This window comes from Cupriavidus sp. GW823-FHT07B10 (assembly GCF_058794355.1).
On sequence record NZ_JBXAGS010000002.1, the window covers coordinates 46,692 to 69,856 of the forward strand.

A 23,165-nucleotide genomic window follows, 5' to 3' on the forward strand; every position below is an offset into this window, starting at 1 on the left:
CCTTGCTACCCCTTGCCACCGTCGGCCTGCCGGTTGGCGCGGAAATCCTTCGAGTGGATGCCGTGCTTCTTCAGCAGCATCTGCAGGTGCGAGCGGTTCATGTCGAAGCGCCGCGCCAGTTCGGCGACGGTGCCGCCGACTTCCTGCAAGCCCCGTTCGAGGAAGGCCCGCTCGGCCTCGTCGCTGGCGGCGCGCTTGGCCTCGCTCAGCGACGTCGCCATGGTGATGTCCGCGGCTACCGTGCCCGCGCCGACCACCGCCAGCGCGGCCGGCCTGGGCCGGATGTCCTGCGGCAGGTGGGCCAGGTCGGCGGTGTCGCCGGCCAGGCAGCTCAACCGGTACAGCAGGTTGCGCAGCTCGCGGATATTGCCCGGGTAGTCGTAGTGCAGCAGGAAGTCGCGCAGCCGCGGCGTCAGCTTGAGCGGCCGGCGCTTGAGCATGCCTGCGGCCTCGTCACTGAAGTACGACACCAGCAGCGGGATCTCGTCGCGCCGCTCGCGCAGCGGCGGCAGGCTGACGTGGATCACGCTCAGGCGGTAGAACAGGTCCTCGCGGAAGGTGCCGGCCTGGCTCATGCGGCGCAGGTCCTTGTTGGTGGCCGCGACGATGCGCGTATCGACCGAAATCGCCTCGTCCGAACCCACGCGCTGGATCTCGTGCGCCTCCAGCACGCGCAGCAGCTTGACCTGCCCGGTCAGCGGCAGCTCGCCGATCTCGTCCAGGAAGATGGTGCCGGTATGCGCGCTCTCGAACTTGCCGCGCCGGTCGTTGCTGGCGCCGGTGAAGGCGCCCTTCTTGTGGCCGAACAGCTCGGATTCAAGCAGGCTGTCGGGAATCGCGCCGCAGTTGACCGAGATAAACGGCTTGTCGGTGCGGGAGCCATTGGCATGGATCACCTTGGCCATCAGCTCCTTGCCGGTGCCGCTCTCGCCATCGATCAGCACCGGCAGGTCGGTCGGCGCCGCCTTCTCGGCAATCTCCAGCGCTTCCAGCAACTTGGGGTTGTCGCCGAAGGTCCCTTCGAAAATAAAGCTGCGCTCCACCAGCGCCTGCCGGCGCTCGCGCGGCATGCGCTCGACTTCTTCCTGAAGCGCGGCGGCCTCGGCCGATGCCGCCTGCACGAAGCGCTCCTTGTGCGACAGCCCCATCACCTCGTCGCGCAGCGTGGTGGCCTGCTTGAGCAGCTTCTCGATCTCGGGCCGGTCAAGCCGCGACGACCAGCGCAGCGTGGAGCGCAGGATCTCGATCTTCTCGATCAGGCCGGCAAACGACACCGGCGAGGTGGCCGAGGCGGGGGTGGCACCCTGGTTATATAGCTTCATGCGGCACTCAGTTGCTTCTGCACCAGTTGGAAATACATGCCCTTGCGCTCGATCAGCTCCTCGTGCCGGCCCTGCTCGACGATGGCGCCTTCATACAGCACCAGGATCTTGTCGGCCTGCATGATGGTGCTGAGCCGGTGCGCGATGATGACCGCGGTGCGCCCGCGCAGGATCTCCTGCATATTGGCCAGGATGTTGCTCTCTGACTGCGTGTCGAGCGCCGAGGTGGCCTCGTCGAACACCAGCAGGCGCGGGTCGTGGTACAGCGCGCGGGCGATGCACAGGCGCTGGATCTGCCCGCCGGAAAGCCCGATGCCGCGCTCGCCCACCACCTGCTCGTAGCCCAGCGGCAGCTTGCTGATAAAGGCGTGGGCATCGGCCATGCGCGCCACCTCCTCGATGCGGCGCCGGTCCGGGCTGTCGTCGCCGCAGGCGATGTTCTCGGCAATGGTGCCCGAGAACAGCAGGTTGGACTGCATCACGTAGCCCACCTGAGCGCGGTAGAACGCCGCGTCGATCACGTTCAGGTCGTAGCCGTCCACCGTCATCGAGCCCTCGGTAGGCTTGTAGAAGCCCACCAGCAGCTTGGCCAGCGTGGTCTTGCCGGAGCCGCTGCGCCCGACGATGGCCACCATCTCGCCCGGCCGGATGGCGAAGCTGATGTTCTCCAGCACGTAGGGCGTGTCTTCGCCGCCGTAGCGGAAGTACAGGTCCTTCATCACGATCTCGCCCTGCAGGTCGGGCAGCATCACGCGCGACAGCACGTCCTGCGGCTTCTGCTCGGGCTCCAGGTCGAGCACGTCGCCCAGCCGCTCCATCGCCACGCCGGCGTCGTTGAGCTGGCCCCACAAGGCCACCAGCCCCATCAGCGGCGCCAGCACGCTGCCCATGAAGGCATTGAAGGCGATCAGCTGGCCGATGGTGAGCTCGCGCTCCAGCACCAGCGTCGCGCCCACCCACAGCACCGCGATGGTGGTGGCGGCGTTGAGCAGCTGGCTCACCAGCCCCACCAGGATATGGAAGGCCTGCGCCCGGTATTGCGCGTCCAGGGCCTTGGCGTACTTGCGCTCCCAGCGCAGCCGCACCGGGCGCTCGATGCCCATGCCCTTGACGGTCTCGGCGCCGCCCAGCGTTTCCATCAGGTAGGCCTTGGCATCGGTCGATGCCGCGAACACCTCGCGCGCATAGGTCTTGACCTTGGGCGTCACCACCACCGTCAGCGCCGCGATCGGGATCACGAAGGCGATCAGCAGCAGCGTCAGCTTGACGTTGTAGAGGAACATGATGGTGAAGTAGATAAACACCATCAGCAGGTTCAGCGCCGTGGTCACCGTCGACTCGGTCAGGAAGGCGCGGATGGTCTGGTTCTCCTGGAAGCGCGCGAAGATGTCCCCGGTCTTGCGCTTGGCAAAGAACGACAGCGGCAGCGATAGCGTGTGCTTGAAGAACTGCGACATCATGGCGAAGTCCATGCTGCGCACCATGAAGTTGGCCAGGTAGGCGCGGATGGTCGCCATCAGCTGCGAGAACACGCTGGAGATAATCAGCCCCGCGATCAGCAGGTGCAGCAGCCCCACGTTCTGGTGCACCACCACGCCGTCCAGGATGTTCTGGATGATCAGCGGCGGCACCACCCCCAGCATCTGGATCACGAAGGTAGCCAGGAACAGGTGCGACAGGATCTTCTTATACGGCGCCAGGTAGCCGATAAAACGCAGCCACGGCGAGCGCGACACCGACAGCTGGGTCATGCTCTCGCCCGGCGTGAACAGCAGGCAGGTGCCGCTCCAGCCGCGCTCGAACTCCTCCGCGCTCATCTTGCGGAAGCCGATGGCCGGGTCGGCCACCCACACCCAGCGCGACGAGATCCCGTACACGACCACGTAGTGGTAGCCCTCCCAGTGCACGATAAAGGGCAGCTCGAAGCCCATCAGCGAATCCCGCGTGCACTGCACCCCGCGCGTGGTGAAGCCGAGCGATTCGCCGGCTCGTGCCAGGCTGTCCAGCGTGGCGCCCTGGGTGGTCACGTTGGCCAGCTCGCGCAGCTTGCCCAGCGTCATCGGGATGCCGTAGTGCCGGCAGATCATCGCCAGGCAGGCCGCGCCGCAATCCATCTCCTCGGCCTGCTCCACCAGCGCGAAGCGGCGGATCAGCTTCTCGCCCAGCTCCGGTTTGGAATGCAGGTCGAGCAGCACCGGGCGCTTGCGCCGTTCGGCCAGCTTCTTCTGCCGATGCAGCTCGCGGTCCAGCACGCGGATGCGCTCTTCCAGCACCTCGCGCAGGCGCGGGTTACGCTCCAGGATCAGCTGCACCGTCTTCTCGGGGATCACCAGCAGGCGCACGTCGGTTTCGGCAATGGCCGAGGCCAGCTGCTCCTGCCGCATCACGCAGGCGCGCTCGCCGAAGATATCGCCCTGCCCCAGCGTGGCCAGTGGGAACTCGCTGCCCTCTTCGCTGCGCACGATGCGCACCGTGCCCTGGCGCACCACGTACAGGCGCCGGTCCTCGCGCCCGTCCTGCTTCAGGATTTCCTTGCCGGCCGCCACGCGCTTGACGCCGACGCTGCGCACGGCGTCTTCCAGCTCCTGCTTGTCGAGCTTGCCGCGCAGGTCGAAGAGCCGCGCGACAAAGCCGCCGGCCGAACTGATCGCGACATAGCTGGTGATAAAGGCCAGCGCGGCGGGGTTGCCCGCCACCACGGGCTCGCCCACGCTGCGCGGGATCATCAGCAGCTCGGTCTTGCCGGAGGCGCGCACCGACGACTCATGCCGGTACTCGCGCAGCAGCGCGATATCGGCAAAGACCTCGCCGGTCTTGCGCACGCCCATGCTGATTTCCTTGCCGTGCTCCTCGTTGAACACGCGCACCGAGCCGGACTTGACGACAAACAAGCCCGGCGCCGCTTCGCCGGCATTGCAGACGGTGTCGCCAAAACCGAAGGTCAGCACCTGCGCGGCTTCCGCCAGGCGTGCCAGCTCCTCCGGCGTCAGCACCGACAGGATCTCGACGCTGGCCAGGAAGGCGGCCAGCGCCGATCCTGCCTCCGGCTTGTCCGGGGCAGCCGCGGCGGCGCGATCACCGGCCTGGCCGGACTCGCTAGCGGGCTTCGATGACATGTTCCTGCGCCCTGGCCATCAGCCAGTTCTCGCGCAACAGGCGCCGCACTTCCACCGCCACCTCGCTGTCGAGCGTGGCCTGGTGCTTGTCGCGCACCAGGAACACCTCGAAGAAGGAGCGGTCAGCGGCGGGGAACGGCCCCAGCAGGTCGCCCGGCTCGGCATTGAAGACCTTGGCCTCGATATCGGTCTTGAGCGAGCCGCGCAGCACCTTGCCGATCTCGCCGCCGCGCTCGCGCGTGTCGGCAATGGAATGCTCGCGCGCCATCTCGGCGAAGGCCTCCGGATCATCCTGCAGGTATGAGATCAGCTCCTTGGCCTTGCCCTCGCTGTCGACCACGATATGGCTGACCTCGATGCTGTCGAAGCGCGGCGAGTTGAGCGCAAAGTACTCCTGCACCGCGGCGTCGTTGCAGACCTGCTCCATCATCCGCTCCTGATACAGGTTGTCGGTGATAAAGGCCTCGAACTCGTCCAGGCTGACGTTCAGCGCATCCAGGTAGTGGTTCATGTCGGCGGCGCGATGCAGGCCCTGCACGCGGCGGAACTGGTCGGCGCGCTCCTGGATCTCCTCGGGCGTGACCACCAGGCCCTGCCGTTTCGCGGCGTGCACGGTCAGCTTGTCGCGCACCATCTGCTCGACCAGGCCCTCGAACTGCCCGGTCAGCTTGAGCAGCCGCACGAACTCCTCGACGCCGAACACCTCGTCGTCGATACGCACAATGCCAGTCATTTCTCGGCTCCTTTGACGGCCCCTGCGCTTGCGCACCGGGCTGTCCAGATCGGCTGTTTTCGTGTTTCCCCCCGGCTGCGCTACCCTGCCACCTCACGGAAGGGGTCAAGCCCCAGATCGATCAGGCGACGTTCGCGCACAACGATCTCTGCCGTGGCGGTCATGCCGTAACGCAACGGATACTTGTTGTCGGACACCGCGTAGTAGTCGCGTGCCAGGCGCACACGGCCCTCGTAGACCGGCTGCTTGTCCGGCCCCGGCTTGGTGGCGGGCGAGATAAATTCCAGCGTTCCTTCTATGATCCCGTAGCGCTGGTACGGGAAGGCGCTGAACTTGAGCTTGACCGGCAGGCCTTCGCGCAGGAAGGCGCGGTCGCGCTCGGCAATGACGATCTTGACCACCGGGCGCGCATCCTTGGGCGCAATGCCCCCCAGCGGCGTGTTGGCCTGCACCTTGTCGCCGCGCTGGGTGGAGGTGACATCGGTGATCACGCCCGACACCGGCGCCAGGATCAGCAGGAAGTTGTCCTTGTCGATGTTCTCGAAGCGGATGCGCGCCGCCGCGTCTGCCACCAGGCGGGCGGTCTGCACCTGCAGGCGCAGCTTGTCCTCGGTGTTGGCAATCTCGCGCAGGGCCGCCTCGTACTGCACGCGCAGCCCGGCCAGGTCCTGGCCGCTGCTTTCAAGCTCGGAACTGGCCTGGGTGAGTTCGCGGCCCAGGCGCGCATCCAGTTCACTCAGCCGCGACTGCGCCACGCGCAGGTTGTTCTCCGCGTCCTGCGCCGCGGCGCGCTTGGTGTCAACCTGCGACTGCGAAACGCCACCACCGCCCGGCAGCGCCAGCAGGCGCGCATAACGGTCCTGCTCCTGGCGCGCGAACTCGCGCGCGCGGCGGGCGTTCTCGAGGTTGCTGCGTGCTTCCTGCAGCTGGGCGCGCTGCTGTTCGGCAAGCCGCGTGGTGCCTTCTGCAATGCGGGTCTCGTGCTGGCGCGTGGCCACGTCGATCTGCTGCTTGAGCGCCGCGGCCCGGCGTTCCATCAGCGCCTTCTTGTCCGGGAACTGCTTCCACTCGCGCTCGGAGTCTTCCAGCTTGAGCTGCGCCTCCAGTGCATTGGCCGCGGCCTCGATTGCGCCGCGCGCATTCAGGCGCGCCAGTACGTCGTCCTTGGACACCGGCTGCCCTTCGGCCACGTAGAGGTCGGCGAGCTCGCCGTCCACCGGGGCATAGAAGCGCCGCACCTCGGATTCCGGCGCCAGCGTGCCCTGCGCCGTGACAATGACATCGGCATGCCCGACGAAGGACCACACCAGCCCGCACAACACCAGTGCAAAGGTCGTGACGATGGTCAGCAGTCCCAGGCGCGACGGCTCGGCACTCAACAGGCCAATGCCCTCGGCGCTGTGGTCTTCCAGCGCCTCGGAGAGTGGCTTGAGGCCGCCCTGTCGGGCATCGTCCTTCATGGCTGCCCCGCTTGCTGTGGCGCCGCGGCAGCAGCGGCTGGCTCCGGCGCCTTGCCGGTGTCTTCACCGCCGATCAGCTCCAGCTTGGTCTTGAGCACGGCGGGATCGAGCACGGTGCGCAATTCGTGCAGCGCGCGCCGCTGCTGGTCGGCCTCGGCGCGGATCTCTTCCTCGATCTTGGCGAGCTGTGCCAGGTCGGCGCTTTCCCCCGCGCGCAGTTGCGTAAAGATACGCATGCCCTGGCGCGCGTCTCCCTGCGCCTGCGACAGCAACCGGGCCTGCGCGCGGAACCTGGGCGAGATGCCGGGCTCGAGCCGCTGTTCGCTGCCGATCACGCCATTGCTGCGGTATTGCTTCCATGCGGCGACGGCGCTGCCCATCAGCTCCCGCGCGCGCCGCAGGGCGCTGTCGCGCACGCCGTTGACGTCGGCCTCGACCGCCTTGGCGAAGTGGCCGTCTTCTTCGGCATCGAGCATGGCGTAGAAGCCCAGCAGCCGGTCCTCATAGCCCTTGCTGCCGCGCGCGGACTGCAACTCGGCGTACTGCGCCGCCACCTTCTGCTTGTGCGACAGGTCGCGCGCGAGGTCGTCGACCCAGGGTCCGCCGCTGATCTGCTTGATCCCCGCCAGCGCAGCGGCGCTGTCGCCCTGCTGCCACGCCCTGGCCGCACTGGCATACTGACGCACCATCTCCGGCGGCGGCAGGCGCGCGGCCAGGTTGTTGAACTGTGCCTGGAACGGCGGCGTGGCGAAGCGGCTGTCGGCGAGCCGCGCCACCAGCGGCCCGGGCCGGCGCGCGCGCAGTGCCTGCATCAGCGCGATGTAGCGGTCCAGGTCTGACTGCACGCGGTCCAGCCCGGCCAGGCGCGGATACTTCTCGCGGTACTCGGCGATGACCGGCTGCAACGCCTCCGGGCGGTCGCGGCCGAGTTCGGCAGCGATGGTGGCGTTCAGCCGGTCGATCGCCGCCAGGTAGACCGAGGCATCATTCTGCAGGCGGCGCACATCACTGAGCGCATCGGCATAGAGATCGCGGAACGCCGGCACATCGGCCGCGATGCGCCCGAGTGCGCGCTGGTGCGCGGTAGTGTCCTGGTTCCAGTACGCCAGCAGTTGCCGGATCGGAGCCTCATCGGTGTAGAGGCGGATCGGCGCGTCGGCGCCGCGCTGCGCGGTGAAGCGTTCGAGCCGGCCGATCCAGTCGAGCTCGGCCACCAGCGGCCGCGCATCGGCGTTGTGCGCACTGGGCTTGCGCATCCGGGCCAGCGCGGCATCGGCGCCGCTGACATCACCGGCCTTCAGCCTGGCTGCAAAATCGGGCACGTAAGCGCGCATCAGTGCCTCGGCGCCGAGGGCCTGCACCTGGGCATCGTCGGGATGACGCGCCAGGTAATCGTCGGCGGCCTGCGCCGCGCGGGCGTGATCGCCGGCGGCAAATAGGGCCTGCACTTCGCGCTCCGCCGCACCGCGCCAGTACACGGCCGCGCCCGCCAGTATTGCGAGCAACAGCAACGCGCCACCCCATCGCGCCGCGCGCCGCGTGCGTGCGGGATCGTCCAGGCCGAACAGCCTGGCGCCCTCCGCCAGCAACAGCGCGGCACGTCCGCGCTTGCGGCGTGCCTGCGCGCCGTCGTGCGCCGCAGTGGCCGCCGCGGCCTGTGCCTCGGCCTCGGCGTTGACCTCGTCGTCCTGCTGCGCGGCGTAGTCGACGCAGAAGATGTCGAGGAAGGAATCGGCCGCACCGACAAAGGTGGTGCGGTCATCCTCGTCGCGCGCGGCCGGCGCCGGGGAAGCGGCCGGCGTGTCCGGTGCCGCGGCGACGGGCTGCAGCATCGAGCGCGTCGCGGTGGCATCGCCATCGCCCGTGCGCTGGACCTGCGCCTGGTAGACAAAGTGGTTGCCGCCGAAGGCGATCAGGTCGCCGTCGTCCAGCGGCACGCCGTGGTCTGCCAGGCGCTTGCCGTTGACGAAGGTGCCGTTGGTGCTGCCCAGGTCCTCAACGAACGGCACGCCACCCTTGAGGTACACGTGCGCGTGGCGCCTCGACAGGTAGTTGACCTGCTGAGGATAACTGTCGCGGTAGCGCGCGAAGGCATCGTCGGCCTTGCTGATCAGGTACGGGAAGCCGTCCACGTGCAGCGGCTGCAGTCCGACATCTCCGCGTTCGGGCACCAGCGTCACCGCCACCCGCGGCGGCTCGGGCTGCGGCGCGCGCGGCAACAGCCGGACCCGGAACGACAGCGCGGGCCCGAAGGCCACCTCATCGCCGTCGCTGAGCTGCGCCGGCTGGCGCGCCACCGCCGCGCCGTTCACGCGCGTGCCGTTCTTGCTGCCGAGATCCGCCACATAAACCGCGCCATGCTCGGCGAAGATGCGCGCATGCCGGCGCGACAGCGGCGCGGCCAGGTCTTCCGGGTAGGTGGCGAACGGCAGCTCGCTGCGGCCGACGGCGAACAGGTCTTCGTCAATGCGGATTTCGCCCAGCTCGGGGCGCGCGACGGGCGTCAGGAATACATCGAATTCCTGCGCCAGATCGTGAGAGAACTCCCGCGTGAATCCCTGGGCCATTTTCACCGGCATTTCCATGATCAGTGCTTCGTCAGGAGCCATGTTTCCAGCGAGCCAACAGCGCGGCTGCCGCGGCGGCAGGCCAGGGGAGTGAAGCGACTAAGAACATAGTAGGCGACGGCTAAGGCTAGTCAATCGGGCGCGGGACGCGCGGTTGGCACGGGAGCGGCACATGCAGCGGGGCAAGCGGCCAGGGCTATGGACGCGTTGCGCAACGCGTTGCTTACGCCGGTATCACATGAACACCGCCAAGGAACCTCTGGCAGCACTTATTGCGTTGGATTCGAGGCCGCGTTGCGCACATCGGTATCGGGCCAGCCGCCGCCAAGCGCCTTGTACAGGGTGACGGTGTCGGCCAGGATCTGTTGGTGGACCGCCAACAACTGCAGTTGCGCGGCCAGCAGCGAGCGCTCGGTCTCAAACACTTCCAGCTGCGAGACCACGCCCTCCTTCAGTTGCGCCTCGATCTGCGCGGACACGACGCGCAGCTGCTCAACCTGCTGCTGCAACTCGATGCGCTGCTTCTTGTGCGCGTCGACGTTGACCAGCGCGCTCTCCACCTCTTCGAACGCGGTCATCACGGTGCGGCCATATTCGTTTTCCACCACGCCCACCTGCGCCTCGGTGGTCTTCACGCGCGCCCGCACGTTGGGATCGAGCATCGGCAGGTTGATGCTGGGCGCCAAGCCGAAGGTGAAGGACTTGAGCAGGGAGCTCAGCGCAAAGCTTGCGGTGCCGCCGCTCGCGGTCAGGCTGATGGTGGGCAGTTGCGCCAGGCGTGCCTGCCCGACGATGTTGTAGGCCGCCAGCACGCGGTATTCAGCGGCCACCACATCCGGACGGCGCGCCAGCAGCTGCGACGGCAGCCCGGCCGGCACCGCGGGCGGCTGCACGCGGTCCTGCAGGCGCCCTGCCGGAACCTTTAGATCGCCCGCGGGCACGCCGACCAGCGTCGCCAGCGCGTTTTCGGCGACATCGCGCGAACGGCGCAGCTCGAGCAGGTCCTTGTTGAGACGGTTGATTTCCGCCTGCTGCTGCATCACGCGGATCTTGGGCACCAGGCCGTTCTGGTACATCGCCTGAAAGGTGGACAGGATCTGCCCGTTCTTGGCGACGGTGCGCGATTGCTGCTCGATCTGCTCGTCGAACTGCAGGATCTGGAAGTAAGTGGTCGATACATTGGACACCAGCGTCAGGTAGCCGGCACGCCAGTCGGCCTCGGTCGCGTTGAACTCGGCGGTCTGCGCCTGCACGCCCTTCTCGACCTTGCCCCAGATATCGATGTCCCAGTTCAGCTGGGCGGCGGCGTTATAAATCGTAGTGGACTTCTGCCCGGTGGTCTTTTGGAAGTTCGCGCTGGCGCCGATACCGATCACGGGCAGCGCTCCCGCGCGGGCCTCGCCGATCTGCGCGTTGGCCACGCGGATGCGCGCCGCCAGCACCTTGATGTCATAGTTGCCGCCCAGTGCCTGTTCGATCAGCTTGTTCAGGTAGGGATCCTTGAAGCCGTGCCACCAGTTGGGCTGCACCGCTTCGGCCGGCGACACCGTAATCGAACCCTGGCGCGTCCATTCGGCCTTGGCCGGGGTTTCCGGGCGCTGGTACACCGGCGGCCGGAAGTCGGCGCAGCCTGCCAGCAGCGCCGTGCAGGCAGCCAGCGCGGTCAGCCAGGCAGTACGGTGCGGCGCGGCGGTCGACGTAACCCCGGGCGAGGCAATGATGGATTCGGGCACGATGGGTTCCTGCGTGCGACGGCGGCGGGCGGGATGCACTTGAGTTATCCATGGCATGCCGGGGCCGCGAAGTCTGTCTGTATTGTGGTGCGCGCGGACGCGCGCACCAACCCCGATATGCATGGGGTCAGCGGGAGGTGTTGTCTATGGGGTTGGTCTCGAGCATCGGGTTGGAAAGGACAACAGCAGGGAGCGTGCCAGCTCCAGCGCCATGCCCGCGCGGATCACGGAAGTGCCTGTAAACACGGGGGTTTTTCATTGCAGCCGGCGCCGGCCGCGGATGCGCGGCGAGCTGGCGTCACGGCGTACTGGCGGGGCGCAACCAACAGATCGCGCGTCGGTGTTGGATGGCACGCGACACTTGCGGAGCCGGCGCAAAAAAAACGGCGGCACACGCGCGCCGCCGTCACCGCAAGATCCGGGTCACTTCACGTAGATCGTGATCTTCTTCGAATAGACCGGCGGGTTGGTGGGAATGTGCTTGTCATCCCCCATCAAAAGCTGCAGCGTATGCTTGCCAGGCGGCAGCTCGATCATGGTCTCGGTCTCCCCCGCCCCGAAATGCAGGTGATTGCGGTCGTTGGGGATTTCCTTGTCCATCGGCGGCAGATCCGCATCGATCAGCAGATGATGGTGCCCGGTATTGGGATACTTCACATCCTTCGGCGCCACCCCCATATTGCGCAGCCCGAACCACACCTTGAATGGCTTGCCCGCGGGCATCGTCTGCCCGTCGTTGGGCCAGCCGATATACAGGTAGGCGTTGGGCGGCGCCGGCGTCGAACCACCCTGCACCACCGCTGACAGCAGCAGGCTGGCGGCAAAGACAGCCGCGGCAAGTAGTCTGGACATGGTGCTCTCCCCCTGTTTCCTGATCGACCTGGTTCGGCTTCCGCGGCGCGCGCTGCACCGCTATTTCACCGTGATCGTGATCTTCTTCGAATAGATCGGCGGCTCGAACGGCACGTGCTTGGCATCGCCCATCAGCAACTGCAGCGTATGCTTGCCGGGCGGCAACTCAATGCGCGCGTCGGTCTCGCCCGCCCCGAAGTGCAGGTGGTTCTTGTCCGAAGGGATTTCCTTGTCCAGCGGCGGCAGCTCGGTGTCGACCAGCAGGTGGTGGTGCCCGCAGCGCGGCGACTCGACGCCCTTGGGGCAGACGCCCATATTGCGCAGGCCCATGCGCACCCACAACTTGCCGCCGCTGATGACCGTGCCATCGTGCGGCCAGATGATGTAGGCCTCGGCATTGGGCGGGGCTGCCGTCGACAGCGAAAGCGACGGCGCAGCGGCCAGGGTGGCAGCCGCCAGCAGGCGGAACAGGAATCGTCTGGACATACGCGGCGCCTCCCGGAAACAGTCCGAAACCCGATCACGTTGTCCCGAAAGCCCATTCTTGTTGCTTGTTGGTCAGCGCTCGGCGATTCGTCATTCAGGTTAGGTCGCAAGCCCGGAAAAAGCGAACCCGGCGCGTCGCGGCGGCATGGCAATGCCCCGCCGGAGACACAAGCGCTGTGCTATCTTGAAGCAAGCCCGGTCGACGTCTCGGCAACACCACAATGCGCCCCCGACGCATGTGCCGGCAGCTACCGGCATGCAGCGGGATCGCCGCGGCTCCAGCGAGGTGTGAAGATGTGGCGCAATCTACCAGTCGTATGCGCGGCCGCCATGGCCGCCATGGCCGCGATACTCGCCGGCGCGCCGCTGCCTGCGCAGGCGGCCGCCGCTGCCGCAGGCCCCGCGGCCACGGAACCGCTGCTGCTCGCCGGCATCATGCCCAAGAACACCGACGAGCAGTACGAGCTGAGCTTCTGGGAATCGATCAAGAACAGCAATTACGCCGGCGACTACGAGGCCTACCTGAAGCAGTACCCCAACGGACGCTTCGCGGTGCTGGCCAGGGCGCGCCTGGAGCGGCTGGCGGCGTCCGCCTCCGCACCCAAGGCCCAGGCGCCCGCGCCCGCCCCGCCGCCCCGCTCCGGCACCTCTGCCGCGGGCCAGGTCACGCGGCCCCCAGCGCCCGCCGCGGCAGCGCGTCCGGCATCGCCGCCTGCTGCGCCACCGGCAACTGCATCGCCGCGCCCGGGCACGGCGGCGGGCGGCGCGGTCAGCCCCACATTGCGCACCGGCGAGATCCGCGATTGCCCGACCTGCCCGGTGCTGGTTTCCTTGCCGGCGGGCAGCTTCACCATGGGCAGCAGTGCCAGCGATCCCGCCGAGAAGCCCCCGCATCACGTCACCATCGGCCAGCCGTTTGCCATCGGCCGCTATGAGGTCACGGTCGAGCAATGGAATGCCTGCGCCGACGCCGGCGGCTGCCAGCGCGTCCCTACCGTCGCCGACAGCCCGAAGACCGCGCCGGTGCGTGATGTCAGCTGGGACGACGCGCAGCAGTACGTGGCCTGGCTCAGCAAGACCACCGGCAAGGCCTACCGGCTGCCCACCGAGGCGGAATGGGAATACGCAGCGCGCGGCGGCACCGCCAGTGCCTACTGGTGGGGCGACCAGATGCGCAAGGGCAATGCCAACTGCAAGGACTGCGGCGACCCGTGGAGCCAGGATGCGCCGGCCGCGGTCGGGACGTTCGCGGCCAACCCGTACGGCCTGCACGACGTCAACGGCAGCGTGTGGGAATGGGTGGCCGATTGCTGGCACAGCTCATACAAGGGCGCGCCCGCCGACGGGCGCGTGTGGAACGAGAACGCGTGCGGCGCACGCGTGATCCGCGGCGGCTCCTGGCGCGAGGGGGCGAGCTACATGGTGTCGTCGACGCGCTTCAAGTACAGCCCCAGCGTGCGGCAGTCGCAGAACGGCTTTCGCGTGGCGCGCGACATGAAGTAGCGGCTGGCGCAATTGGCAAGCGGCAATCAGCGCGCGCGCGTGGAGATCTGCACCAGGTCCGCGCTGATGCGGTCCCGCCCATAGGTGCGTGCCATCTGCGCCAGCGGCTTTTCCAGTGCCTTCAGGTAGTCCTTGTGCGACTCGACCTCTGCGCGCCGGCCATCGAACAGCGGCGCGGGCGTGGTCAGCAACACCACCAGCTCGGTGCCGAACGGCCCGGAGATGATCCAGTCGCCACCGTCGCCAACCGTGGCGCCATGGCCGGGCGGCGCCTGGTGGGCGGGCACGCGCGCGCTCGGCACCATGTGCGCCACCTTGCCGTCGGCCGCGAAGTAATCGACATAGACATAGGAGTCGCGCGCCGGCGTGCGCAGATCCAGCACCAGCGGTGACCCTTCGGTCAGCTGCGTGCCCTGGCCGCGCAGCCGCAGCGACGAAGCCGTGTCACCCTCGCGGTGGCCCGACCAGTACGGCGCGATCAGGGTGGCCACGTCGCACTTGTCGGCGGCCAGCGGCTGGGTGTCGATCGACACGCCCTTGAGCTCCTTGACGCCCGGCAACGCGCTGAGCTGCTCGCGCAGCCGCACGGCGCCGACGCTCTCGGCCAGGAAGCCGCGCACACGCAACGTCTGCGCCTGCTGGGTGGCGGTGAGCAGCGAGCACGGCACCGCAGCCAGCATCTTCGTGACGTCGGCCATCGACAGCACCGCCGGGCGGGCAGCCGGTGCGGGCGGGATGACCGGCGCTGCGGGCACAGGGGTAGCCGGGGCCTCGACGCGCGCATCGCCAGCCGGTGCTTCGGCCTGGCGCTGCGAATGCCAGGCGTAGTAGCCGATCGCCGACACGCCCGCCAGCACGGCCAGCGCGCCGCCTGCCATCAGCGGCGAGGGGCGCCGCGTGGACACCACCGGCACCGCGCTCATGCCATGCAGGAAGCGCGCGACGGTGGGCGTGCGTGTCTCGCGGTCGAGCGACAGCGCCTCGCGCAGGGTCTTCCACTGCGTGCGGCTCAACTGCGGCGGCTGCGCCGGCTTGAGCCCGGCATCGCGCGCCTGGTTGGCCGAGAGCCGCTGGTAGGGATGCTTGCCGGTCAGCAGTTCATAGGTCACGCAGGCCAGCGCAAAGATGTCGTCGCGCGGGTCGGGCTCGCAATGGTCGAACATCTCCGGGCTGGCGTAGGCTGGCGTCATGCCACCCAGCGAGCCGGGATCGAACACGGTCCGGTCGGACTCGTCGGCCGGCGGCAGGAAGCCGCGCGCGATGCCGAAGTCGATCACCTTGACCTCGCCGTTGGCGGTCAGGAAGACGTTGGCGGGCTTGAAGTCGCAGTGCACGAAGCCGCGCTCGTGCGCGTATGCCAGCGCATTGCCCATGCCGTTGATGATCGACATGGCGCGCGCCATCGGCATGCCGGTGAAGCCCGGGGCCTTGAGCACATGGTTGAGCGAAGAGCCTGACAGGTATTCCATGGTCAGGAAGACCACCGGCCCGTCGCGGTCGAAGTCATAGACGGTGACGATATTCCGGTGCGCCAGCGTCTGCGCCTTGCGCGCCTCGCGCTGCAGCGCCATCAGCGACTTGGGGTGCCCGCTGAACTGCAGGTTCAGCACCTTGATGGCGATATAGGGCTTGCGGTCCGAGGCTTCCAGCTTGCGCAGGTCGAGCGCCTTGTAGACCGTGCCCATGCCGCCCACGCCCAGGCATTCTTCCAGCACGAAGCGGCCGTTCAGCGTATCGCCCACGCCCTTGGTATGCGCCGCCTGCGGCAGCGTGCCCGGCTCGGGCGAGGTCGCATACAGCGAGCCCGTCTGCGTGCCGGCCAGGCGCGTGGCCTCGGTGGCGCCGTCGTACTGCGTGGCGCCGCGGCGCTCGATGCGCCGCATGACTTCGGCATAGACCGCGGGCGGGAACGGGAAGCGCGTGTTTTCCTCGATGACCACGCGCGCGGCCTGGCTGGGCGTGGTGGGATCCTGCGCCAGCGCCGTTTCGAACGACGCAACAAACTCGTCGTCGGAGAGACCGCCGTTCTGGAACTTGCGGATCAGTTCTTTGAGACTGGCCACGGGATGCCCCGACATGGTTGCTGGCACGGCCCATCCCACAGTGCAGATATGCCCTGCCTTCGAGATGGATACTAGTGCGCACCCATGGCATGCGCAAACCGCGCGAGGCCGGCGTGCAACGCGGCGCGCGGGCGCTCTTTGCGAATCGCGTCACCTGTAGCGCGCCACTGTCGCGGCCGCGCCAACACCAGCACGCCGGCTGTTGCCTGCGGCCCGTCACCCGCGGCATGCGGCAGGCCTTACAGCCAGCGGGCGCGAGCCGACATCGAAAATAAATCCCCCATGCTTTCAGGCAGTTGCGCGTGCCTGGCGGGGGCCGGCAACGGCGTTGGCACATTCCCTGCGTTAGTACCTCCCGATGGGCCGGCAATTGCGCCGCCATCTGAGCGCACCGCGCGGCGGTCCGGCGGGCAAGACCGCGGACCGCCTCGCCTATACTGAAGCGGTTCCGCGGCCGCATGGCCGTGGCGCCGCTTGACCGGAGACAGCCATGGCAGTGATCGTCATCAAGGATTTGCCCGACAGCATGGATCTCGACCGGCAGGCCATGACCGCCATCCTGGGCGGCGGGCGTACCGCCGGCGGCCAGGCATGGCATGGCTTGCGGCGCCAGGGCGCCGCGCGCATCGTCGACTACCCGGGCGGATTGCCGGGCAACCGCCATGTGATGCCGCAGGAGCAGCCGCTAGGGCGGCTGCCGCGCAAGGCCGCTGGCAAGGATGCAGAAGACTGAACCGCAACCACAACCGCCAAATGAAAAGCCCGCCATCGCTGGCGGGCTTTGGATGCGGACGGGCCCGGACCACCTGGGTCACGCGGTCAGCAGTTCGGTCATTCTGTTCCAGGCAGGCTTCCCATGATTCCGCCCATGATGCATGAAGCGGACGCCCATCCGGACCACCCGGAGAGTCGCAGGAAGTCTGGCGCGTGGAGTCAATGACCGCAGTGCTCGCCGCGAACAGCGGCCCAATGCCGCTGCAGGAGGTCAAGCGGGAGCGTTTTCGTCCGCCCCGTGCGGGCATCCTGTGTGCTCGCGCCTCCAGTATAGGCGGGGGTTTTCGGCTTTCAACCAGCGTGGCGCGGGGCGCGTCCGGAAGGTGACGAGCGCCTGACATATCCGGTTACGTTTTCGCAGTGCAACAAAAATTCCGTACTCTGCTATAATCCGCGCCGTGAGTTTCGCAACTGTGAGATCCGCCAAACGCCCGGCTTCCTGCCGCGGCGAATCCGCTGCCCTCCCAAGCTCTGTTTCCTCGCTGCCGGACGCCTAGTCATCACTTCATGGCCCCAGCCGCCCAGCAGAACGCACCGCTCACCTGACGTCGCCTCGTCTCCGATCCTGTTGAACAGCCTGAAACCTGAGCTGTTTGCCTGCCAGGGATACGGCCGGACCGCCTAGCGGGACCAGCCACCGCCCTGCCTGCCGCCGTACTGCCAGCTGTGTCTGTCGTAACGGCCTCACCGATTGGCGCCGAAGCCTTTTTAAGACTTTGCACTGCGCCCACCCCATTTTGCTTTGCCGGGGTGCCATGCATTTATTTGACCATTCCGACATGACCCAGCACGACATTCGTGCGGAGCAAGCTATTGCCTCCGCGACCGACGCTTCGATCACTTCCGACGCTGCCCAGAGCCCGCTCGACAAGCTCGACGCCCTGCTCAACCCCAGCCCGGCAGTTGAAGAAGCCCCGGCCGTGGAAAGCGGTTTCGCCACGCTTGGCCTCGATGCGGCCATCCTGCGCGCCCTCTCCGAACTGAACTACAACACGCCCACGCCGGTGCAGGCCCAGGCCATCCCGGCCTTCCTGGCCGGCCGCGACCTGCTGGTCTCGAGCCAGACCGGCTCGGGCAAGACCGCCGCGTTCATGCTGCCCGCGATCCAGCGCATCAGCGAAATGCCGGCGCCGCAGCGCGCGACCGAGCCCGCCAAGCGCATGAAGGGCAAGCGCCCGCGCCCGTCGCCGGCGCAGCCCGCACTGCTGGTGCTGACCCCGACGCGCGAACTGGCCCTGCAGGTGACCGAGGCCGCCGCCAAGTACGGCCGCAACCTGCGCCGCATCGTCTGCGCCAGCATCCTGGGCGGCATGCCCTACCCCAAGCAGCTGGCCGCGCTGGCCAAGATGCCTGACATCCTGGTGGCCACGCCGGGCCGCCTGCTCGACCATATCGACGCCGGCCGCATCGACCTGTCGGCCCTGCAGATGCTGGTGTTCGACGAAGCCGACCGCATGCTCGACATGGGCTTTGCCGACGACATCGACGCCATCGTCAATGCCACCCCGGCCACGCGCCAGACGCTGATGTTCTCGGCCACGCTGGATGCGCGCATTGCCCAGCTGGCCTCGCGCCAGCTGCGCGACCCGCAGCGCATCGAGATCGCCGCGGCCCGCGCCGACCAGAGCCATATCGAGCAGCGCCTGCACTTCACCGACGACATGTCGCACAAGGAACGCCTGCTGGACCACCTGCTGCGCGACGCGACGCTCAAGCAAGCCATCGTCTTCACCGCGACCAAGCGCGATGCCGATTCGCTGGCCGAGCGCCTGTCCGACACCGGCTTTTCGGCCGGCGCGCTGCACGGCGACATGACCCAGGGCGCGCGCAACCGCACCCTGACCGCGCTGCGCCGCGGCAACCTGCGCGTGCTGGTGGCCACCGACGTGGCCGCGCGCGGCATCGACGTGCCCGATATCACCCACGTGGTGAACTTCGACCTGCCCAAGCAGGCCGAGGACTACGTGCACCGCATCGGCCGTACCGGCCGCGCGGGCCGCTCGGGCACCGCCATCAACCTGGTGAACCACAACGACATGTTCCAGTGGAAGCGCATCGAGCGCTTCACCAACCAGCGCATCGACGCTTCGGTGATCGAAGGCCTGGAGCCGCGCCGTTCGCCCAAGCCGCGTTCCAACTTCGGCGGCAAGCCGGGTGGCGGCCGTGGTGACTTCCGCGGCAATGGCGGCGGCTACCGTGGCGGCGAACGCAGCTTCGGCGACCGCAAGTTCGGCGGCGGCGAAAGCCGCACCGGCTTCGGCGAGCGCAAGTTCAGCGGCGAGAGCCGCGGCTTCGGCAACCGCCCGGAAGGCGCACGCCCGTTCGGTGACGACAGCCGCGGCGGCTTCGGCAATCGTGAAGGCGGCTACCGTGGCCAGGGCCAGGGCGGCCAGGGCGCCGGCTACCGCGGCGCCAACGACGGTGCGCGTGGCTTCGGCAACCGCGAAGGTGGCCGCAGCTTCGGCGACGACAACCGCGGTGGTTTCGGCAACCGCGACGGCGCCGCCCCCCGCAGCTTTGGCGACAACAACCGTGGTGGCTTCGGCGACCGCACTGGCGGCGGCTATCGTGGCAACACCGGTGGCAACGGCGACGGCCGCAGCTTCGGCAACCGCGACGGCAACCGTGACGGCAATCGCAGTTTCGGCGGCAATGGCAGCGGCAACCGCAACAGCCGTTCGCGCTACGAGCGTTGATGCGGTGGTGCGCTAAGCGCACCTGCCAGGCAGAAGAAAGGGCACCCTCGGGTGCTCTTTTTTGTTGTCGCGTACAGCCCGCTACGGCGCGCAGGTGCGAAAGCCGATGAAGGACAGGTCGTCCTCCGGCAACCGCGCCCACCTTGCCCGCACATGGCGCAGCCGCGCGGGGCTGGCGAACGACACACCGCGCACCGCCTGGTGCGTGCCGAAGCGCCCCACCACCTCGCTGTCTGACGGCGCGGCGGCAAACCCGGCGTACGGCTCATAGGGCGTGGCAGTCCACTCACGCAGCGTCCCCCACTGCAGGCCGCGGTTCTGCGTCGCGGCAAGCTCCCATTCCGATTCCGCCGGCAGGCGCCGCCCCGCCCACACGCACCACGCCTGCGCCTCGTACAGCGTGACATGGCGCACCGCCTCATCCGGATTGAGCGTGCGCCGCGTTCCGAAGCGCTCCACCATCCAGGCGCGCGATTCCGGATGGCGCGACCAGTAGCGCGGCGCCGAGCGTTCCTGCGTCATCAGCCACTGGCGCCCCGCTGCCGACCACCACGCCGGGTGCTCGTAGCCGCCGTCCTCGACGAACTCGAGAAACTGCGCGTTGCTGACCGGCGCCATGTCCATTTCAAACGCGGGCACGTAGGTGGGCTGCGGCGGCAGCTCATCGGGCCAGGCAAAGCCGTCGGGATCGCTCCAGCCGAGTGTGAAGCGACCGCCCGGGAAATGCAGGGTGCCGCCATGCCCCGCAGGCTGCACCGGACCGGCGCCGATGGCCTCCGCGGGAGCCATGCCCAGCGCCTGCAACAGCGCGGCCACGCCTTCGCCCTGGGCATCCTCATGCAGCAGCGCGCGGCGGTACGGGTACAGGGTCAGGTCGCTGTCGTCGGCCAGCAGCGCAATCCGGCGCAGCACGCCGTCGAGCACGTGGCCGGCGTAGCGCTTGACCACCGCGACGTCGGGCAGCGTGACCTCCCAGCGCTCGTCGGGGCCGATGCGGTCCGGGTCGAACCACTCGTCGGCGCCGTCCAGCAGCGACGGCTCAGATGCCACCGGCACCGGCACGCCGCCGCGGTCCACCTGGCGCACGCCGCGCAGGCACCACCACTCCGCATGCCAGGCCACGTGCCCGAGCGTCCACAACGGCGGATCGGCATCGTACTGATGCGGCACGTCCCAGGCGCGGCGCGTCTGCCCGAACGGTGCCAGCCACGCCAGCGTGCGGTTGCGCGCATCGACCAGCGCCTGCGCCAGCCCTTCACGCGGCAGCCGGCGCGGGTCGGACCAGGTCGCCTTGCCGCCGGTGAAGTAGAGATCGGGAAGCATGGGAAAGCCGCTCATCGGGAAAGTCCGTGCAGGGGAGTGAACAGTGGACAGGCAGTGACCGAAGCAGGCAACTGCTGGCCCGGCGCTCGCACGCCAGGCCGGCCGCGGTCATTATGACACTACCTGCCATCCCCGCCGGATGGCGCCCGCGCGGGCGGATCAGCCGCGCGCGTGGAACACGGCGAACCAGCCGCTCGGGTCGGTCCAGTACACCGGGTCGTCAAACCCGGCGGCTTCCAGCAAGAGCGTGAAGTCCTCCGGGCGGTACTTGTAGGAGTCCTCGGTATGAATCCGTTCGCCGGCGGCAAACTCGCGCGCGCCGCCCTGCCACTGCACGCGCACGTCGCGGCAAGCCTGCAGGTGCATCTGGATGCGCGAGGCCGCGCGGTCGAAGCTCGCCACATGGCGCCAGTCGTCCAGCGAGAAATCCGTGCCGACGATGCGGTTCACGTTGCGCAGCACGTTGCGGTTGAACGCGGCGGTGACGCCCAGCGCATCGTCATAGGCAGACACCAGCGTGGCTTCGTCCTTGTGCAGGTCGACCCCGATCAGCACGCCGTCGCCGCGCCCGGCCGCGCCGCGCATGCGCTGCAGCAACGCCAGGGCCTCGACCGGGGCGAAATTGCCGATGCTCGAGCCCGGATAGAAGAACAGCCGCCTGCCGCGCCTGACGTTGGCGGGCAGATCGAACGGCGCACACAGGTCGGCGCCCAGGCCCAGCATCGGGATGTCGGGATGCTGCTGCTGCAGCGACGACAGCGTCGCGCGCAGGAACTCTATGGAGATATCCAGCGCCACGTACTGCGCCGGGCGCAGGGTGCCAAAGAGCCTGGCAGCCTTTTCGCAATTGCCCGCACCCAGGTCCACCAGCACGCAGCCGCTGCCGGCACGCGCGGCGATGGCGGGCGCCGCGCTGGCAAAGATCGCGGCCTCGGTACGGGTCGGGTAGTACTCTGGCAGGTCGGTGATGGCTTCGAACAGGCGCGAGCCCAGCACGTCGTAGAAGAACTTGGGGCTGATGGCGGCCTGCCCGGCACGCAGCCCGGCCAGCACCTGCTCGCGCAGCGCGCCGCTGTCCTCGCGGTACTGCTGCACGAACTCCGGCTGGGGCGGCTGCCGGTGCGCGCGGCCATTGGCCAGCGCGACCAGGGCGGGCGGTGCGGCCGCATGGCCGTTGTGGTGGTTCAGGGGTGGGAGAGGTGTCTGCGGGGCTTTTTTCTGGAAGGGGGTATTCGGCGGATTCGGGACAGCCGGCATGTCGTTTCCTTGTGTGGTCGCGAATGGTCACTGCTTCACTGCGTATTCCCCAAGGCCGCGCTGTGCATGTCGTGCGCGCCGGTCTCCGCAACGCCTCCCTGTGCCGTCCGGGACGCATCGGGCGAAGCCGAACCTAAAGGATAGGCCCATCCGGCGGATCGCGCACCGCCGATCGCCGGATGCGCCGCACGCAGCACATCAAGAACTTTGAGTCAGTATCTTTCCTAATGGGGCATATCCCTTGCAGTTCGTTTATAATCCCGCCCAGCGCGGCCCCGAAACGGGTCGTGTCCCTCAAAGGGGAGTAGCTCCGGGGCCCATGCCCTTAGCACAATCGTCATTCCGGGACCCTTGTCCCCGGTTGTGCTGACTACCGGCGTGCATACCGCGCCAGTGGTCGAGCAAGACCTTTGCAACCTGGACTTCATGGTTTGCAAAGGCGCCCCCACGCTCCCGTGCTACGTGAAACCAGGCGAACCCGATACGCGCACTTGCGCTGATTTGTACCCTGAGGAGAGTTCATGGAGTGGTTTACCGATCTGTTCACGATGCAGTTCCTGACGGCACTGCTGTCCATCGTCGTCATTGACCTGGTGCTGGCTGGAGACAATGCCATCGTGATCGCCCTGGCGGCGCGCAACCTGCCCGCCCACCTGCAGAAGAAGGCCATCATCTGGGGTACCGTCGGCGCCGTGGTGGTGCGCTCGGCCATGACGATCGGGGTGGTCTGGCTGCTGAAGATTCCGGGGCTGATGCTGATCGGCGGCCTGGCGCTGGTGTGGATTGCCTACAAGCTGCTGTCCGACGAAGGCGACGGCGAGGGGCACGGCTCGGGCGCCTCGACCCTGTGGGGCGCAATGAAGACCATCATCATCGCCGACGCGGTGATGGGCGTGGACAACGTGCTGGCCGTGGCCGGCGCCGCGCACGGCAGCTTCCTGCTGGTGGTGCTGGGCCTGCTGATCAGCATCCCGATCGTGGTGTGGGGCTCGAGCCTGGTGCTCAAGCTGATGAGCCGCTTCCCGATCATCATCTACCTGGGCGCAGGCGTGCTGGCGTTCACGGCAGTCAAGATGATCGTGCACGAGCCGATGATCAAGGCGTTCTTCGAAGCCAACCCGGTGGTCAACTGGGGCCTGTACGTGCTGATCGTCGGCGGCGTGCTGGGCGCCGGCTACCTGGTGCAGAAGCGCCGCGTGCAGCAACCGGCCGGCAGCCACTAAGGCGGCAAGCCGTGCCAGGCATGGCCGGGGCACCCGCCCCGGCCATGCCGCTGAAGG

The 23,165-nt window shown here is 68.0% G+C and carries 15 protein-coding genes; 4 read left to right on the forward strand and 11 right to left on the reverse strand.

Translation table 11 applies throughout. The annotated features are described in order from the left end of the window. Positions 1-5: 5 nt before the first annotated feature. From AC1Q6V_RS05060 to AC1Q6V_RS05095, 8 genes are all read right to left on the reverse strand, one after another. On the reverse strand, positions 6-1,322 hold the full coding sequence (locus tag AC1Q6V_RS05060) for a sigma-54 interaction domain-containing protein (RefSeq protein ID WP_454751409.1): 1,317 nt from the start codon (positions 1,320-1,322) through the stop codon (positions 6-8). Beyond that, entirely contained in the window at positions 1,319-4,438 is a 3,120-nt protein-coding gene (locus tag AC1Q6V_RS05065) for a peptidase domain-containing ABC transporter (RefSeq protein ID WP_234788093.1), read from the reverse strand. Before AC1Q6V_RS05065 ends, AC1Q6V_RS05060 begins: the two co-directional genes overlap by 4 nt. Then, the gene (locus tag AC1Q6V_RS05070) at positions 4,419-5,171 is read right to left on the reverse strand and encodes a peptidylprolyl isomerase (protein ID WP_010813596.1); all 753 of its coding nucleotides are present in this window, start codon (positions 5,169-5,171) and stop codon (positions 4,419-4,421) included. The genes AC1Q6V_RS05065 and AC1Q6V_RS05070 overlap by 20 nt, the downstream gene beginning before the upstream one ends. Before the next feature lie 80 nt (positions 5,172-5,251). Next, positions 5,252-6,631 carry a beta-barrel domain-containing protein gene (locus tag AC1Q6V_RS05075; protein WP_454751408.1) on the reverse strand — a complete coding sequence of 460 codons (1,380 nt, stop codon included), beginning with the start codon at positions 6,629-6,631 and terminating at the stop codon, positions 5,252-5,254. Then, entirely contained in the window at positions 6,628-9,240 is a 2,613-nt protein-coding gene (locus AC1Q6V_RS05080; protein ID WP_454751407.1) for an FHA domain-containing protein, read from the reverse strand. The genes AC1Q6V_RS05075 and AC1Q6V_RS05080 overlap by 4 nt, the downstream gene beginning before the upstream one ends. A gap of 227 nt (positions 9,241-9,467) precedes the next feature. Continuing rightward, positions 9,468-10,988, reverse strand: a complete 1,521-nt coding sequence (locus tag AC1Q6V_RS05085) for an efflux transporter outer membrane subunit (RefSeq protein ID WP_454751406.1) — start codon at positions 10,986-10,988, stop codon at positions 9,468-9,470. A gap of 366 nt (positions 10,989-11,354) precedes the next feature. Then, a complete protein-coding gene (locus tag AC1Q6V_RS05090; RefSeq protein WP_010813600.1) occupies positions 11,355-11,783 on the reverse strand; it encodes a DUF4399 domain-containing protein in 429 nt (142 codons plus the stop codon). A gap of 60 nt (positions 11,784-11,843) precedes the next feature. After that, a complete protein-coding gene (locus AC1Q6V_RS05095) occupies positions 11,844-12,269 on the reverse strand; it encodes a DUF4399 domain-containing protein (protein ID WP_010813601.1) in 426 nt (141 codons plus the stop codon). Positions 12,270-12,704: 435 nt separating this feature from the next. Between AC1Q6V_RS05095 and AC1Q6V_RS05100 the strand changes: the two genes are divergently transcribed. Then, the gene (locus AC1Q6V_RS05100) at positions 12,705-13,772 is read left to right on the forward strand and encodes a formylglycine-generating enzyme family protein (protein ID WP_412459382.1); all 1,068 of its coding nucleotides are present in this window, start codon (positions 12,705-12,707) and stop codon (positions 13,770-13,772) included. Positions 13,773-13,798: 26 nt separating this feature from the next. Here the strand turns inward: AC1Q6V_RS05100 and AC1Q6V_RS05105 are convergent, their stop codons facing one another. Next, a complete protein-coding gene (locus tag AC1Q6V_RS05105; RefSeq protein ID WP_454751418.1) occupies positions 13,799-15,850 on the reverse strand; it encodes a serine/threonine-protein kinase in 2,052 nt (683 codons plus the stop codon). Between the two features lie 475 nt (positions 15,851-16,325). Between AC1Q6V_RS05105 and AC1Q6V_RS05110 the strand changes: the two genes are divergently transcribed. Together AC1Q6V_RS05110 and AC1Q6V_RS05115 are read left to right on the forward strand one after the other, a co-directional pair. Next, entirely contained in the window at positions 16,326-16,568 is a 243-nt protein-coding gene (locus AC1Q6V_RS05110; protein ID WP_058696648.1) for a hypothetical protein, read from the forward strand. Positions 16,569-17,388: 820 nt separating this feature from the next. Beyond that, positions 17,389-19,305, forward strand: coding sequence for a DEAD/DEAH box helicase (locus AC1Q6V_RS05115; RefSeq protein WP_454751405.1), 1,917 nt, complete (start codon positions 17,389-17,391; stop codon positions 19,303-19,305). A gap of 81 nt (positions 19,306-19,386) precedes the next feature. Here AC1Q6V_RS05115 and AC1Q6V_RS05120 read toward each other — a convergent pair whose 3' ends face one another. Both AC1Q6V_RS05120 and egtD read right to left on the reverse strand, forming a co-directional pair. After that, positions 19,387-20,643: an SUMF1/EgtB/PvdO family nonheme iron enzyme gene (locus tag AC1Q6V_RS05120; RefSeq protein WP_010813606.1), complete on the reverse strand. Its 1,257-nt coding sequence runs from the start codon at positions 20,641-20,643 to the stop codon at positions 19,387-19,389. A 144-nt stretch (positions 20,644-20,787) separates the two neighbouring features. Then, a complete protein-coding gene (gene egtD / locus AC1Q6V_RS05125; protein ID WP_010813607.1) occupies positions 20,788-21,885 on the reverse strand; it encodes an L-histidine N(alpha)-methyltransferase in 1,098 nt (365 codons plus the stop codon). Positions 21,886-22,406: 521 nt separating this feature from the next. Between egtD and AC1Q6V_RS05130 the strand changes: the two genes are divergently transcribed. Continuing rightward, entirely contained in the window at positions 22,407-23,108 is a 702-nt protein-coding gene (locus AC1Q6V_RS05130; RefSeq protein WP_010813608.1) for a TerC family protein, read from the forward strand. Positions 23,109-23,165 lie beyond the last annotated feature (57 nt).